This window comes from uncultured Pontibacter sp. (assembly GCF_947499215.1).
In the GTDB taxonomy this organism is placed as follows: domain Bacteria; phylum Bacteroidota; class Bacteroidia; order Cytophagales; family Hymenobacteraceae; genus Pontibacter.
The window spans coordinates 1-14,229 of record NZ_CANMNI010000001.1; the positions used below are offsets into that span (position 1 = coordinate 1).

General features: G+C 49.0%; 12 protein-coding genes and 2 tRNA genes. 4 read left to right on the top strand and 10 right to left on the bottom strand.

Annotated elements, in window-relative coordinates; genetic code table 11:
• The 4 genes from Q1A04_RS00005 to Q1A04_RS00020 form a co-directional block, all read right to left on the bottom strand.
• Positions 1–73 (bottom strand) — tRNA-Thr (locus Q1A04_RS00005).
• Positions 74–96: 23 nt separating this feature from the next.
• Positions 97–169 (bottom strand) — tRNA-Thr (locus tag Q1A04_RS00010).
• A 132-nt stretch (positions 170–301) separates the two neighbouring features.
• Entirely contained in the window at positions 302–2,437 is a 2,136-nt protein-coding gene (locus Q1A04_RS00015) for a DUF349 domain-containing protein (RefSeq protein ID WP_299699441.1), read from the bottom strand.
• A 28-nt stretch (positions 2,438–2,465) separates the two neighbouring features.
• Positions 2,466–3,035 (bottom strand): YqgE/AlgH family protein, encoded by a 570-nt coding sequence (locus Q1A04_RS00020; RefSeq protein ID WP_299699443.1) that lies wholly within the window; start codon positions 3,033–3,035, stop codon positions 2,466–2,468.
• A gap of 272 nt (positions 3,036–3,307) precedes the next feature.
• Between Q1A04_RS00020 and pdxH the strand changes: the two genes are divergently transcribed.
• From pdxH to Q1A04_RS00040, 4 genes are all read left to right on the top strand, one after another.
• A complete protein-coding gene (pdxH, locus tag Q1A04_RS00025) occupies positions 3,308–3,958 on the top strand; it encodes a pyridoxamine 5'-phosphate oxidase (RefSeq protein WP_299699446.1) in 651 nt (216 codons plus the stop codon).
• A 29-nt stretch (positions 3,959–3,987) separates the two neighbouring features.
• The gene (locus tag Q1A04_RS00030; protein WP_299699449.1) at positions 3,988–5,286 is read left to right on the top strand and encodes a DUF1015 domain-containing protein; all 1,299 of its coding nucleotides are present in this window, start codon (positions 3,988–3,990) and stop codon (positions 5,284–5,286) included.
• Positions 5,252–5,833, top strand: coding sequence for a Maf family nucleotide pyrophosphatase (locus Q1A04_RS00035; RefSeq protein ID WP_299699452.1), 582 nt, complete (start codon positions 5,252–5,254; stop codon positions 5,831–5,833). The genes Q1A04_RS00030 and Q1A04_RS00035 overlap by 35 nt, the downstream gene beginning before the upstream one ends.
• 193 nt (positions 5,834–6,026) lie before the next feature.
• Positions 6,027–7,214: a class I SAM-dependent rRNA methyltransferase gene (locus Q1A04_RS00040; protein WP_299699455.1), complete on the top strand. Its 1,188-nt coding sequence runs from the start codon at positions 6,027–6,029 to the stop codon at positions 7,212–7,214.
• 169 nt (positions 7,215–7,383) lie between these two features.
• Here the strand turns inward: Q1A04_RS00040 and Q1A04_RS00045 are convergent, their stop codons facing one another.
• The 6 genes from Q1A04_RS00045 to Q1A04_RS00070 are packed head-to-tail and all read right to left on the bottom strand — an operon-like array spanning position 7,384 to position 14,223.
• A complete protein-coding gene (locus tag Q1A04_RS00045; RefSeq protein ID WP_299699458.1) occupies positions 7,384–8,775 on the bottom strand; it encodes an rRNA methyltransferase in 1,392 nt (463 codons plus the stop codon).
• A gap of 52 nt (positions 8,776–8,827) precedes the next feature.
• On the bottom strand, positions 8,828–9,232 hold the full coding sequence (locus tag Q1A04_RS00050) for a (deoxy)nucleoside triphosphate pyrophosphohydrolase (RefSeq protein WP_299699461.1): 405 nt from the start codon (positions 9,230–9,232) through the stop codon (positions 8,828–8,830).
• 35 nt (positions 9,233–9,267) lie between these two features.
• The gene (locus tag Q1A04_RS00055; RefSeq protein WP_299699464.1) at positions 9,268–10,308 is read right to left on the bottom strand and encodes an acyltransferase family protein; all 1,041 of its coding nucleotides are present in this window, start codon (positions 10,306–10,308) and stop codon (positions 9,268–9,270) included.
• A 34-nt stretch (positions 10,309–10,342) separates the two neighbouring features.
• Positions 10,343–11,332: an NAD(P)H-dependent glycerol-3-phosphate dehydrogenase gene (locus tag Q1A04_RS00060; RefSeq protein ID WP_299699467.1), complete on the bottom strand. Its 990-nt coding sequence runs from the start codon at positions 11,330–11,332 to the stop codon at positions 10,343–10,345.
• A gap of 17 nt (positions 11,333–11,349) precedes the next feature.
• The gene (locus tag Q1A04_RS00065; RefSeq protein ID WP_299699470.1) at positions 11,350–12,735 is read right to left on the bottom strand and encodes an efflux RND transporter periplasmic adaptor subunit; all 1,386 of its coding nucleotides are present in this window, start codon (positions 12,733–12,735) and stop codon (positions 11,350–11,352) included.
• A 9-nt stretch (positions 12,736–12,744) separates the two neighbouring features.
• On the bottom strand, positions 12,745–14,223 hold the full coding sequence (locus Q1A04_RS00070) for a TolC family protein (protein WP_299699473.1): 1,479 nt from the start codon (positions 14,221–14,223) through the stop codon (positions 12,745–12,747).
• Positions 14,224–14,229 lie beyond the last annotated feature (6 nt).

The window sequence follows — 14,229 nt, forward strand, 5'->3', positions numbered from 1 at the left end:
AGCCCCCTGCCGGGATCGAACCAGCGACCTACTGATTACAAGTCAGTTGCTCTACCAGCTGAGCTAAGGAGGCGATAATAAGAACAAATAAAGTTGAGCCCCCTGCCGGGATCGAACCAGCGACCTACTGATTACAAGTCAGTTGCTCTACCAGCTGAGCTAAGGAGGCGATACTTTATTTGTGTGTTGCCCTATCGTTCTAAAGCGTTGCAAAGGTATAATATAGTTTTTAATATACAAATACCCGCTGCAGGATTTTTTGCCCTTTTACGATAAGCTTTTGAGTATCAAATAGAAATTTTTATCCTCTGAATGCGGCCAGCTGCCGCTGCAGGATGTCGATGCGCTTCTGCGTGTCGTCAATACGCCCTTCGTACTCCTCGCGGAGCTTGTCAGCGTTTTTGGAACGTGCGAAAAACTCGAGGTTGGTGCGCAGCGTCTGGATGTCGTTTTGCAGTTGGGAGATCTCACGGCGCAGCGTCTGTTCCTTTTGGTACAGCTTCTGCGAAGCATCCGGACTGTTGCGCAGTCGGTCTACCTGCAACTGTGCGATCATGGTGGCACGGTCGTCATAATGCAGGTCTGGTACGCGCTCCAGATAGCGCTCCATGAGCGAGATGAACTTCTCTTCTACTTTGGCGCTTACTCGCTTGTTGCCGGCATCCAGCTGGCCCCACTCCTGCACGATCTTGTTATAGTCGTCCAATGAAGTGGTGGTGTTGGGCTGTGCCAGTTCTTCGGTAATGCGATCGCAGAGGGCCATTTTCTCAGTGGATAGTTTTTCTATCTCAGCGCCCTTCTGCTGCTCTTGTACCTGTTTGCGGTCAAAGAACTCATTGCAGGCCGCACGGAAGCGCTGCCAGATTTTGTCAGAATGCTTATCAGGTACGCGGCCAATGGTCTTCCACTTTTTCTGAAGCTGGATCATTTTCTCTTTGGTGGCATTCCAATCCGTGCTGTCCTTTAGGCTCTCGGCTTCTTCGCAAAGCTCCGTTTTCTGACGCAGGTTCTGCATTTTCTGTTCATCCAAGCCCTTAAAGAATTGGTTTTTATGCTGGAAGAAAGCCTTATAGTTACCCCAGAATGTCTTGTTCACCTCTTCGGCGTATTCTTTTGGCACCAAACCGGCACTGTCCCATTCCTCCTTCAGCTTTTGGATCTCATCGGTCTTGTCGCGCCACTCATTAATGCGGTCTGTATTGAAGTTTTGGAACTCCTGCAGACGTGCCAGCAAACCGCGTTTTTTTTCGAGGTTGGCCATTTCAACAGTTTTGCGCTCTTCCATGTAGGTGCGACGGTGCTCATGCACTTTCTCGGAGGCCTGAATGAAGCGCTCCCAAATAGCGTCGCGCTGTTCGTTCGGCACCGGACCAATGTTCTTCCATTCTTCATGAAGGTGACGAAGTTCCTGCAGCGCCTTGTTGATTGATTGCTCATTTTGCAAGGCTTCGGCCCGCTCTATCAGCTGTACTTTCGCATCCAAGTTACGGCGTCTGTCCAGCTCCTTCATTTCGAAGAACATGCTGCGGTTGTTGTAGAAGATGTCGAGCAAGGCATGGTAAGAATCCCATAGCTCTTGCGCTTCGCCCGGCGGTACCGGACCGATGCTCTTCCACTCGTTTTGCAGCTTCTTCAGTTCATCGCTACTGTTCTTAGTTTCAGCTGACTCTACCAAGGTGCGCAGTTGCTGCAGCAATTCGCGCTTGCGCTCTAAATTACGCCCACGCTGTTCCTCGGTGTGCTGGCGCTCTTGATAGCGCGCCTCGCGGTAGGCGGCATAGAGTTGCTCCAACTCCGTATGTTCCATCGGTGCATGGTAGTCAAAGTCCTCTTCGGTACCTCCCTCCTGTCTGAAACGGTCTAGCGCCTGACCTTTTTCGATCTGGAACTTGTCTTCGTAAAAGCGATGGATCTCTTGGATTTTCTTGTATTTGCGACGGGCATCAGGCCCTTTGAGTAGCTGGTGCAGATGGTGACGCAGTTCATCTATAGACAACTGGCTATAGTCTGTGTGGTCCTCTTCATCATGCTCCTCCTCATCGTGGTGCTCCCCTTCTGTTGCCTTATTGGTTGGCTGAGTTGTGGTCGTTGAGCTTTCCTGTGTCTGAGGTGCCTCCTGATCTGGTGCGGCAGTTGCTGCATTTTCAGCTTCAGGTAGATTCGCATCAGCAAATGCCTCCGTTATCTCCTCTGTCTTGGCAGATTCTTCCGGAGAGGAGAGTTCTGGTTGCATTTCAGGTTGTTCTTCTTTTGGCACACCCTCTTCCGATGGCTGTGCTTGCCCGCCTTCGTTTTTGGCGTTGATCTCGGCAAGACGTTGCTCTACAATATCCATCGGGGACGATGCTTCCTGCTGTTTTGCTGTTGCTTCGTCCTGCGGCCTTGGCTTGTTTGCCTCGGCGCCGTTTGTGTCAGTGTGCTGGTTCTCAGTTGTCATGGCTTCAGGTTTTTGCCTTGTTAGCGTGTCAGTTTAACCGCGGATCTACAGGATAGTTTGATAACACCTTGTATTTACCGCCCATTTGTCGCAGAATGCCGCGCCAAAGGGTATCTGCATCCAAATTAAATAATTTATCTGTAGCATTGTTGTTCACGATCCAAACATTTTTATCAATCTCCTCTTGCAACTGGCCGGGTGTCCAGCCAGAATAGCCCAGAAAGAAGCGGATATCGTCTGTTGTCACCTCGCCTGCCGCGATCATCTGGCGCAACGACTCGAAGTCGCCGCCCCAGTAGATATTGTCGCTTAGTTGCACTGCTTGGGGCAAGCTTGCTAATTGATGCACATAGTGCAAGGTATTATACTGAACAGGGCCTCCTATACCCAGTTCGGCTTCAAATTGATCATTGTAAATGTCTACAACATCAGACAGTTTCAGGTTAGACATGCGGTTAAGCACCAACCCGAAAGTGCCTTCATCTTCTACGTGGCTACATATCAGGACCACGGTGCGCTCAAAATTAGGGTCACCCAGATAAGGCTCTGAGATTAAGATGCTCCCATTCTGCGGCTTATTTTCGATTTCTTCCTCCATGAGTCGTTAGGCGTTAAGGGTGCTTCCCGGCTCTGTGGCGACATTTTGTCGCATTGTGCCGTTTTATACCTTATTACGGAAACAAGCCATAAGGGTACAAAAAACAGGAAATAGCACATCTATACGCCACCGCCTATTTACAAACTGCATCTAAATCACGCTCTTAATATACCTTCTAATTTTATAAAATATTTTTAAATTATTGCAATATTAATTAAAATTTAACCTACAGCCGATTATTTTATAATTTTGGGCAAATCATCGTTTTCGCTATGGCGCTCCAACATGACATTGCCTCCATCAGGAAGAATTATTCCCGGCAGGCGCTTACTGAAGAATCTGTTTCCAACGACCCCCTTGACCAGTTTAAGGTATGGCTGAATGAAGCCATCCTTTCGGAAGTACTGGAGCCTACGGCGCTGGTGCTATCTACCGTGTCAGCTGACTACCGTCCTTCGGCAAGGGTGGTCCTTTTAAAGGAGGTCTCCTCGGACGGCTTTGTGTTTTTCACGAATTATGACAGTCGCAAAGGGAAGGACTTGGCCGAACGGCCTTTCGGCTCAATCACCTTTTTCTGGGCGGAACTGGAGCGGCAGGTGCGTATTGAGGGAACGATTGAAAAGGTTTCTGCGGAGGTTTCGGATGTTTATTTTCACAGTCGACCGCGAGGTAGCCAGATCGGTGCGTGGGCCTCTCCGCAGAGCAATGAGATAAATAGCCGCGAAGAGTTGGAGCAAGCTGAGGCGAAGTTCGAAAATGACTTTGCCAGTCTGGATGTTGTTCCCCGTCCGCAGCATTGGGGTGGCTATGTATTGAAGCCGGAGCGCATTGAGTTCTGGCAGGGCCGTCCGAACCGTCTGCACGACCGCATTGTATTTGAGCAAGCCGACACCCAATGGACCCGCAAAAGACTGGCACCCTGATCCTATACCTATACCTGTAAGCAAACCTGATGGCTGAAATACTACCCATAAAAGCATGGCGCTACAAAGAAGAGCTGAGCCAGTCGATTGAAGAACTGACCTCTCCCCTTTTCGATGTGGTGTCGGCAAAACAGCGTGAAGCGCTGTATCAAAACCCGCTCAACAGTATACATCTTTCGGTACCAAGAGGAGAAAAACCCGCTGACACTGCAGCAGACATGCTGCAAGAGTGGAAATCCTCCGGTACGGTTGTGCAGGACCCGTTGCCCGGTATTTATGTGTATTACCAGTATTTCCGGCTGCCCGGCAACGACCGCGAATACTGCCGCAAGGGCTTTATCTGCCACATCAAAGCCTACGACTGGAACGAAGGGGTACTCCTTCGTCACGAAAACACGATACCGAGTGCCGTAAACGATCGCATCGATCTATTGGACAAAACGTTGATGAACACCAGCGCCACCCACGGGCTCTATACCGATCCTGACTTTATGCTGGAGCGTTACATGGACGAGAGTGTAAAATCACCACTCTATGTGACCGAGGACTACCAAGGCGTGCGCGACGTGTTGGCCGTGATTCACGACCGTGATGTTATAAAACACTTTTTAGAGGTATTAGAGTCGCGACAAGTACTATTGGCTGATGGGCACCACCGCTACGAGGGCTCGCTTGAGTATCGCAAGAAGCGCATGGCCGACAATGCGAACCACACCGGTACGGAAGCCTACAACTATCATCTGATGTACCTGACCAACACTGAGGCCGACGACCTTCGTATTCTGCCGACACACCGCGTGCTGGAGAAAATAGACCTGACGGACGAGGAGTTTCTGGAGCGACTGCGCGAATACTTTGTAGTTACGCCAAAAGAAGATGCTTATGAACTCAACGAGGTGATCGTGGGTAAGAACTGGGCCTTCGGGCTATACCTATCCGGTAACGCCTACAAACTGCGTCTGAAGCCGGAGGTACACCATCTGATTGATTGGCCTGTGCCGCAGGAAGTAAAAGACCTTGACCTGACCGTGATGCATTACTTTGTATTCGAGAAGGTGCTGTGTATAGACCGGGAAGCACAGCGCGACTACCCGGGCCTGAGCTATGTGCGCAACTTCACCGCCTGCGTAAGTCAGGTGGACTCCGGCAAAGTGCGACTGGCTCTGATTACCAATGACGTTTCTATGGAACAAGTGAAACGGGTATGCTACAGTGGCGCTATCATGCCGCAGAAGTCCACGTTCTTTTACCCGAAAACGATTTGCGGATTTTTATTCAGCTCAATCAAAGAAAATGAATTTATCTCGTCCGATACTGCTTGCCTCTAACTCCCCGCGCCGGAAAGAACTTTTAGCCGGACTCGGACTGGAGTTTGAAGTGCGTGTGAAAGAAGTGCACGAGGATTTCCCGGAGCACCTGCAACGTGAGCAGGTAGCTGAGTTTCTGGCCTCTCACAAAGCCGATGCTTATATCGCCGACCTGCAAAATGAAGTGCTGATCACGGCCGATACGATTGTATGTTTAGGTGAGCGTATTTTGAACAAACCAGTCGATGCTTTAGAAGCTTTTGAGATGCTCAAGGCTTTGTCAGGGACGCACCATGAAGTGATCACCGGCGTCTGTATACTAACGAAGAATTCCAAGACGATCTTTCATGATGTGACTACGGTATACTTTAAGAAGCTGGGCGAAGAGGAGATAAACTACTACATCGAGCATTACCAACCCTTTGATAAAGCCGGTGCTTACGGTATACAAGAATGGATCGGCAAGATCGGAATAGAAAAGATCGAGGGCTCTTATTTTAACGTAGTCGGCCTGCCTGTTCAGAAGCTCTATACCTACCTGAAGGATCTTCAGGTGATCACTTTATAAATTCTCACTTCACAAATTTCACAGTTTGCAGGTATAGAACAAATCAAATTCTTCCCTAAAAACGGAACGATATTATCGCTATAGAACTTAATCTGTTTCATGCTGCAAGATCATATTGCTGGAAAAGCTATTTAACATATTAGCTTAAATTCATTACCGATTTAGCACATCATTACTTACTACATATAACTAGATGTCTCTTACCAAATTATACCTAGCCAAAGGAAAAGAACACTCTCTGAAGCGTTTTCACCCTTGGGTTTTCTCTGGCGCTATCAAAAGAATTGAAGGAACGGAGCCGGAAGAAGGCGACACGGTGGAGGTATATTCCAACCAGCGCGAATTTCTGGGCATGGGCCACTGGGCACCGGGTTCTATTGCGGTGCGTGTGTTCTCCTTTGAGCAAGTTGAGCCGGACTATACCTTCTGGAAAAGCAAAGTGCAGCAAGCCCACGATTACCGCAAGCGCCTTGGTCTGATTGACAATCCGCACACCGATGTGTACCGCTTGGTGTACGCGGAAGGCGATGGCGTGCCCGGCCTAATCGTGGACATGTACAAAGACACAGCTGTCATACAGACGCACTCTGTTGGAATGTATTCGGTGCGCGAGCATGTGGCCAAAGCGTTGCAGGAAATTTACGGCCCGCACCTGAAAGCGGTGTATGACAAGAGCGCAGAGTCACTGCCAGCCAAATCGCCGGTGCAAGCGGAGAATGGCTACCTGTTTGGCGAGTCGAGCGGCGGTGTGGTCGTGACCGAGAACGAGAACCAGTTTTTCGTGGATTGGGAAAGCGGCCAGAAGACAGGCTTCTTTATAGACCAGCGCGAAAACCGGGAGTTGCTGGCTCGCTACGTAAAAGACAAGTCGGTGCTGAACACCTTTTGCTATACCGGTGGTTTCTCGGTATACGCCCTCAACGCCGGTGCCAAAGAAGTGCACTCTGTGGATGTTTCTAAGAAAGCGATTGAACTAACGATTAAAAATGGCGAACTGAGTCAGGCTCCAGACCGTCACGAAGCCTTTGCAGTAGATACTTTTGAATTCCTGAAAGGCAAAGAAGACCGCTACGACGTGATCATTCTGGACCCTCCTGCTTTTGCTAAGAGCCAGAAAGTGCGCCACAATGCCGTGATGGGTTACAAGCGACTGAACGCCGAGGCCATGAAACGCATCAAACCTGGCGGTATTCTGTTTACCTTCTCCTGCTCGCAGGTAGTAGACAAATATTTGTTCAATAACACGGTGATGGCAGCCGCCATCGAAGCCGGTCGTAACATCAAGATCATGCACCACCTCTCCCAGCCTGCCGACCACCCTATTTCCATCTTCCACCCCGAAGGTGAGTATTTGAAGGGGTTGGTGCTGTTTGTGGAATAGATTAAGTTTTGGAGTTAGAGAGTTTGAGAGTTGAGGAGTTTAAAAAGTATGAAGACATGATTAATACTCTGGATTTTTTCAGAATAAAAAAGGCCTACCAGTGATGGTGGGCCTTTATGCTTTGAAGTTAAGTACTCTGGAAAAGCTCAACTCGTAAAATCTCTAACTCTTAAACTCCCCAACTTTCTAACTCCAACTTTTCAGGCAATTCCATGCGGATGCGCCACTCTTTGGGATAGTAGTTGTTAAGGCGATTGCCGACTTGTTTGGCCCAGCCAAGTGGAAGACCTTTGAATTGGAGTAAGATCCAGTCGTTGCTGTTGCCGCTGATGCCGATGTCTTCTTTGCGAAGATAGCGTAGGGCTGATTCCAGATCGAGTTCTTCGATGCGGAAAGCCTCTTTGTTGAGGTACTGTGACAGCGCCAGTGCCTGCAAAGGTTTTAGCTTTTTTCCTTTCGCTTCGGCTATTTCTGTGCCGGCGTAAATAACATAGAGGTTCTGGTAGAGTTGGTCGACTTCTTCAAATAGATTTTCAGGTATAACCGAGATTACTTCTCCGTACTGCACCCAAGCAAAACGCTCCGGCTCAAGTAGCCAGTCGTTTACCATGTTCAGTTCTTTTTTGCCGGCCAGCGTCAGCTTGTATTTTTTCTTTTTAGAAGATCGCTGCGGTTCTTCATACTCGCCTGCCTTGCGAATGACGGACAAAAAGAAACCTTCTCCCTGTACCTGATGCGGATAGAAGCGGTAACCGGATACTCCATCGAGCGAGGTTGCTTCTATTTCCCAAGCCGGATCGATTGTGAGCGAAAGCGGTTGGGCGTTTTCCTGATCGGCAAGCCAAGCAATGTTCTGTTCGTTCTCTGCCAGATTCCAAGTACAGGTACTGTAAATCAGAATGCCGCCCGGTCGCAGGGCATCCCATACGTCCATCAGGATGCGTTGTTGCCGCTGGGCGCAGAGATTCACGTTTTCATCTGACCATTCGTTCATTGCCTGCGGGTCCTTTCGGAACATGCCTTCGCCACTGCAGGGAGCATCTACTACCATCACGTCAAAAAACTCGGGCAGGCGGCCAAAGTCGCGTGGGTCATTGTTGGTTACTACCACATTGCCGCTGCCCCATTTCGTCACATTCTCTGCCAAGATGCTGGCGCGGCTACGGATCACTTCATTTGCTACTAACAAACTATCAGGAGAGATTAGGCTGGCGATGTGGGTCGACTTGCCGCCGGGAGCACCACAGAGGTCCAGCACATGGAGTGGCTGGCTGAGGTCCACGTGCTGGCGCAGGGCTTGTTCTAAAAACATGGAACTGGCCTCCTGCACATAGTAGCCTCCGGCATGCAGACGCGGATCCAGTGTGAACTGTGGTCGCTCTGGCAGATAGTAGCCGGTCTGCGTCCAAGGCACACGCGGCAGGCTTGGCTCTCCCTGCAGTTTGTTCGTGTTCAGTCGTATACTGACGGGCGCAGGCTGTTCCAAGGCTGCCTCAAAGCGGGTATAGTCCGCTCCCAGTTGCCCTTTCATGCGCTCAACAAATGAATGTGGTAATTGCATACCCTAAAGGTACGGCTATTTGATCGTTTAGGAAAAAGGTTGTTTAGACTTGTTATGTAGTGGATTGCTGTCCTGCCATCGCCACAAATTCCCGCACGATCGGGATGTCGGCAGGGCACCAATCGTAATTGGCCAGATCCTGTGGCACCACCCAATGGTAAGAACGGTGTTCTGTAAGCTTGATCGTTCCTTCATTGTATTGACAGAGGTAAGGTACAAGCTCAATGGTTTTGTCTCCATATGCCTGTACAACAGGAGTAAGACGTTGCATCGGGGTGATGCTGAGGTTTAATTCTTCTTGTATCTCACGGATTAGACTGGACTCTTCTGTTTCGCCGTCCTCCACTTTCCCACCCGGAAATTCCCAAAGCATGGCTTGTGGCATGGTTTCGCTGCGCTGCGTAATCAGCACACGACCATACTGCTCGATAAGGGCACAAGTAACTTTTGTGATCATAGTTTATTTAGTAAATAGCGCGAACTTATATTCTTCTAGTTAGAGATTTTTTTGCTTAAAAAAGATTCAAGCCAATAAAATATTAGTCCGACCAAAAGACAAAAAGTTAGATTAAGCGCTATGTTCGTATTATCTTTTATTAGGCCAAAATAAAGTACCTGTACCAAAAAAATATGGTAGGAGGCTTTCCCGACTGTAGCCATAATACGAAAAGCGATAAAATTTGATTGCTGCGGGAAAGTCAGAATGCCCAAATAGATCATCAAAGCGGCATAAGGGTATGTTAAGAACAATTGCGCTTGCCACTCGGGTCGGATATATGGAAGGCTGATTCCTTGATATTGGTGAAAGTATAGGTATATGCTACTGGCAATTCCAGCCAATATCAATAGCCAGCTATACCTTCTTTCAGAGGTCAAAATCAGGCGGGCCAGCCACAGTCCCAAGGCGATGGCTGAAAAGTATCGGAATAAGGCAGAATCATAGAGATAGCGATCCTCCTCAAAATAACTAATCTGATAAGCTATCAGTTGAAATGCGATTTCGAGTAGTAACAGAACCAGACTAGTGCGTATAGGCCAGCGATTGAAGGTATAACCGATTAATGGCAACGCGATCAAAGACTGCAGCAAGAGCGTGATAAAATAATTGCCTTTGCCAGATACCGGCAACACGCCGATCAGGTTTTTCCATCCCAAGGTATAGACCTCACGTGCATATATTTGTTCCCAGACATAACCTGCCACCAAGGCAAAAATATACATCAGCAAAAGTGGGAAAATGATGCGCAGGGCTTTTTTCTGGAAGTAATTCGGGGTGTATAACTGATCAAAGTGCAAGGTTTTGCTGGCATAAGACATCCCCAAATTTAGGCCCATCAATACCATAAAAATTGGCACAGCTTGCCAAATGTGAAACACGGCATAGCTGGCATTCAATTGCTCCCGTGAGACCGAGTGCAACAGAAGCACGGCAATAATGGCCAGTCCCTTCAGGATATCAATTTGCTGGAAATGTTGTTTCATATGTGAGGTCCGGCCAAGCGGATAGGGCTTTAAACGCGAAAGGCACACCACAGGGTATGCCTTTCGCGTTCTCAGGAACTTCAGCTTAGGTAAGCTTCTCCTTCAATATCTCAAACTCTACAGCCGGTGCGATGCGCTCGTACAAGATCAGGTATACCGCTGTGGTAATCGGCATATCCACCTTTAGCTTTTTGTTAAGCTCGTAAATGCTCTGCACGGCATAGTAGCCCTCTGCCACCATGTTCATCTCGATCTGGGCCGATTTTACGGTATACCCATGCCCAATCATGTTACCAAAAGTACGGTTACGGCTGAACTGGGAATAGGCTGTTACAAGCAAGTCACCGAGATAAGCTGAGCCGTTCAAGTCGCGGTGTATCGGCATAGCGGCATGCAGAAAACGCTCAATCTCCTGCATAGCGTTCGATACCAATACCGCCTGAAAGTTGTCTCCGTAGTTCAGTCCGCGGGCTATACCGCAGGCCAGCGCAATGATGTTCTTGATCACAGCACAATATTCAACGCCGTCCAGATCGTCGAGTGAATTTGCTTTAACGTAACGGTTACGCAGCAATTCGCAGAAGCGCTCCGCCGTAGGCAGGTCATAAGAGCCGATGGTCAGGTACGACTGTTTTTCCATGGCCACTTCTTCGGCGTGACATGGGCCAGCGATTACCAGCTGGTGACTGTTCGGAACATCGTACTGCTGACCCAGATAGTCGGTGATCAGGATATTCTGCTTCGGGATCATACCCTTAATGGCAGAAATAAGCACTTTGTCTTTTAGGGCATCACGCTCCAGTCCGTTTAAGGCCTCCTGCACAAAAGCCGCTGGCACGGCCAATATCACCCAGTCAGCGACTGCTACTACGTTGCGTAAGTCCGTCGAAGGCTTTACGTAGTTCAGGTCGTAAGTCACGCCACTCAAGTAGCGCGGGTTATGGCGGTAATTGATCAAGTGCTGCACATCGTTTTCGTTGCGCATCCACCAGTGTACTTGCGATTTATTCTCTGAGAGGATCTTCACCAGCGCCGAAGCCCAGCTCCCCCCTCCTATGACTGCAATTTTTTCCAAACCGGGTGTTCTAATTGTTATTCACCATTCGCTTCAGCCAAAGCTGATTTGTTTAGTGACTTCTCGTCTTTCACGGCCACTTTAGCACCGTCTTTCAGGGTTTTCGACACCGCTCTGAAAGGACCGGAAACTACTTTCTGACCTTCTTCCAGACCGCTCAGTATCTCAATGTTCTCGAAATCGCTGATGCCAGTTTTCACCTTTACGGACTTAACAGTATTGTTGGCGTCGTGCACAAATACAACCTCTTCCACAGGGCCTGCAGGTGCTACCGGAGCTGCTTCTGCATTATTACTCGCGTTATCTTCTTCGGCATTTTCGCCTTCAGGCTTGGCTGGTGTGTTCGAGCGAGTCGTCACAGCTGACAAAGGTACAGATAAAACATTGTTTTTGCGTTCCGTGATGATGTCAACCGATGCAGTCATACCCGGACGGAAAGGACGGGCGTTCTTATCTGCCAGATGGCTGTAAGACTCGTTCAGCAAACGGATTCGAACCTCGAACTCAGTAACCGCTTCCAGCGAAGCGGCGTCTTTTGCCGTGTTCGCAATAGAGGTCACAATGCCTTTGAACTTCTCGTCGCGGCTCGTGTACGAGTCAACTTCTACGATTACGGAGTCGCCCATACTCACCCGGATGATATCGTTCTCGTTCACGTTCACACGCACTTCCATGTTGTTGAGGTTGGCGATGCGCATGATCTCGGTACCAGCCATTTGGGAAGTACCTACCACACGTTCTCCCTGCTCTACATTAAGTTTTGATACCGTGCCGCTAACAGGAGCGTAGATGGTTGTTTTGTTTAAATTCTCGCGGGCATCTTTAAGGGAGGCCTGTGCATTCTGTACGCTAAATTCGGCAGCACGCACGCTCTGGGCCATGGACTCGATTTCTTGTTTGCCAGCCTCATATTGCGCTTTGATCTGCTGATACTCTGCCTCAGAGATCACCTTTTCATTGAAGAGTGCTTTATTACGCTGGAAATTTTGCTCAATCTGTACGAAATTCGCCTTAGACTGCGCCAAACGAGCTTTGGACTGCGCTAAATTAGCACGGGCCTGATTAACCCCAGCCTGCTGCATGTCTACAAAAGATTGGTAGTTATCAGGGCGTATACGCACCAGCAACTGGCCTTTTACAACAGAGTCTCCCTCCTGCACGGTCAGTTCAATAATCTCTCCCGATACGTCCGGGCTGATTTTTATCTCGGTTTCGGGCTGTACTTTACCCGAGGCACTTACTTTTTCAACGATTTGGGAGCGTTTGGCTTCTGCAAGCACCACTTCGGTTCCTTCATCTTTTCCGATCCAGCCCGCCTTTTTGGCAACAAGAGCCAGAGCAAGTATTAGTACAAGTACGCCTATCAGGGTGTAAATAAGCTTATTCGATTTTTTCGCGGCCATAATTTTATGTTAGAAAGAGAGGTCTTTGCCTTGGTAGAAATCCAAGACTTTTAGTTTAAAGGTGTAGTCGTATTTTGCCTGTACCAAGCTCGATTGTGCTGAGCGGTAAGTATTGGCTATGATATTGAAATCTACAGTGTTGATCACGCCGCCCTGAAGTCTTAGTTCAGCATTGCGGAAGTTCTTTTCGGAAGCGTTTACCTGCTGGCGGGCTGCGGCATAACGGCGCTGGGCTGCGATGGCGTCCACATAGGCCTGCTCGATCGTTTGGCGCAAATTATTGCGGGCGATATCGGCATTAAGCTGGGCATTTTGCTGCTGCAACTTGGCGCGTTGAACGTTGGTGCGGGCTTGTAAGCTGTTCAGAATCGGGATCTGAAGTGACACACCGACCTGCGTGTTCAGGTTATCATCCCACTGGCTGAACATGCCATAATATTCATCGATGCGACGGTTTTCGAAGTTATCAAACCATAGGGTTTCCGACTCATTTCCCTCTTTGGTAAAATACACTGTTTGAGGAACACGGCCGTCTGGTATACGCTCTATAGCCAAAAGTCTGCGACTTGTACTGGCATAGCGACTGCCGGCACCGGCGAATAAGCTAAGACGCGGGTAGTAGGCACCTCGAGCAAGGTCAACACCTGTTTCTGAGCTACGCAGTCTGAGTTCTGCCGCACGTATGGCCGGCAATGTTTGTAAGGCGACGTCGTATACCTGACTGCCGTCCACAATCACCGGATTCGCGTCTGGTTCTGGTATCTCTGGGATTTCTATTTGAAACTCTTCTGTAGTCGGAATGTTCAGCAACTGCATCAGCGTGAGTCTGGAGATATCGCGCTGGTTCTGAGCTGTAATATAGTTAAGTTCGTCTGTAGCCAACTGCGACTCAATGTCCAATACGGCGTTCTCGGCCACACTCCCCGCTTTAAACAAAGACTGTGTACGAGTCAGCTGTTGTCTGGTCAGGTTGCGCTGCAGGTCCGACACATTCATCTGTTCGTTTGCAAACAGAATATTCAGATACGCGGTCACGATTTGGATCGTGATGTCATTCTGTGCTGACTGGTACTCCTGTTCGCTTGCCTCTAAAGCCAAACTATTCTGCTTTATCTGGTTTACCTGCTGAAAACCGGCAAACAAAGGCAGGCTTGCGTTGATGGACACGTTGGATGTACGTGCGTTCTGCGTCTGCAAACTGAAACTAACCGGATCCTGAAACGAACCCGTGTTGAAGCTGTAGTTACCGTTCGCGTTTATACTCGGCAAACGGGAGGCCCGCGATTGATTCAGGTCAGCCCGGTTCAGATCGCGGTTGAGACTGCTCTGGCGAACGTTCAGGTTGTTTGTCTTGGCATAGTTGATAGCCTCTTCCAGCGACCAGATGCCATCGCTTCCTGCGCCCTGTTGCTGTGCCATAGCAGAACCAAAACTGCCCATGGTTAGGCCAAGGGCAAGCAATAGCACTTTATTCGACATTTTTTTCATAGTCTG

Coding starts and splice junctions, on each gene's coding strand:
- Q1A04_RS00015 (WP_299699441.1), bottom strand. CDS start 2,437: ATGACAACTGAGAACCAGCACACTGACACAAACGGCGCCGAGGCAAAC.
- Q1A04_RS00020 (WP_299699443.1), bottom strand. CDS start 3,035: ATGGAGGAAGAAATCGAAAATAAGCCGCAGAATGGGAGCATCTTAATC.
- pdxH (WP_299699446.1), top strand. CDS start 3,308: ATGGCGCTCCAACATGACATTGCCTCCATCAGGAAGAATTATTCCCGG.
- Q1A04_RS00030 (WP_299699449.1), top strand. CDS start 3,988: ATGGCTGAAATACTACCCATAAAAGCATGGCGCTACAAAGAAGAGCTG.
- Q1A04_RS00035 (WP_299699452.1), top strand. CDS start 5,252: ATGAATTTATCTCGTCCGATACTGCTTGCCTCTAACTCCCCGCGCCGG.
- Q1A04_RS00040 (WP_299699455.1), top strand. CDS start 6,027: ATGTCTCTTACCAAATTATACCTAGCCAAAGGAAAAGAACACTCTCTG.
- Q1A04_RS00045 (WP_299699458.1), bottom strand. CDS start 8,775: ATGCAATTACCACATTCATTTGTTGAGCGCATGAAAGGGCAACTGGGA.
- Q1A04_RS00050 (WP_299699461.1), bottom strand. CDS start 9,232: ATGATCACAAAAGTTACTTGTGCCCTTATCGAGCAGTATGGTCGTGTG.
- Q1A04_RS00065 (WP_299699470.1), bottom strand. CDS start 12,735: ATGGCCGCGAAAAAATCGAATAAGCTTATTTACACCCTGATAGGCGTA.
- Q1A04_RS00070 (WP_299699473.1), bottom strand. CDS start 14,223: ATGAAAAAAATGTCGAATAAAGTGCTATTGCTTGCCCTTGGCCTAACC.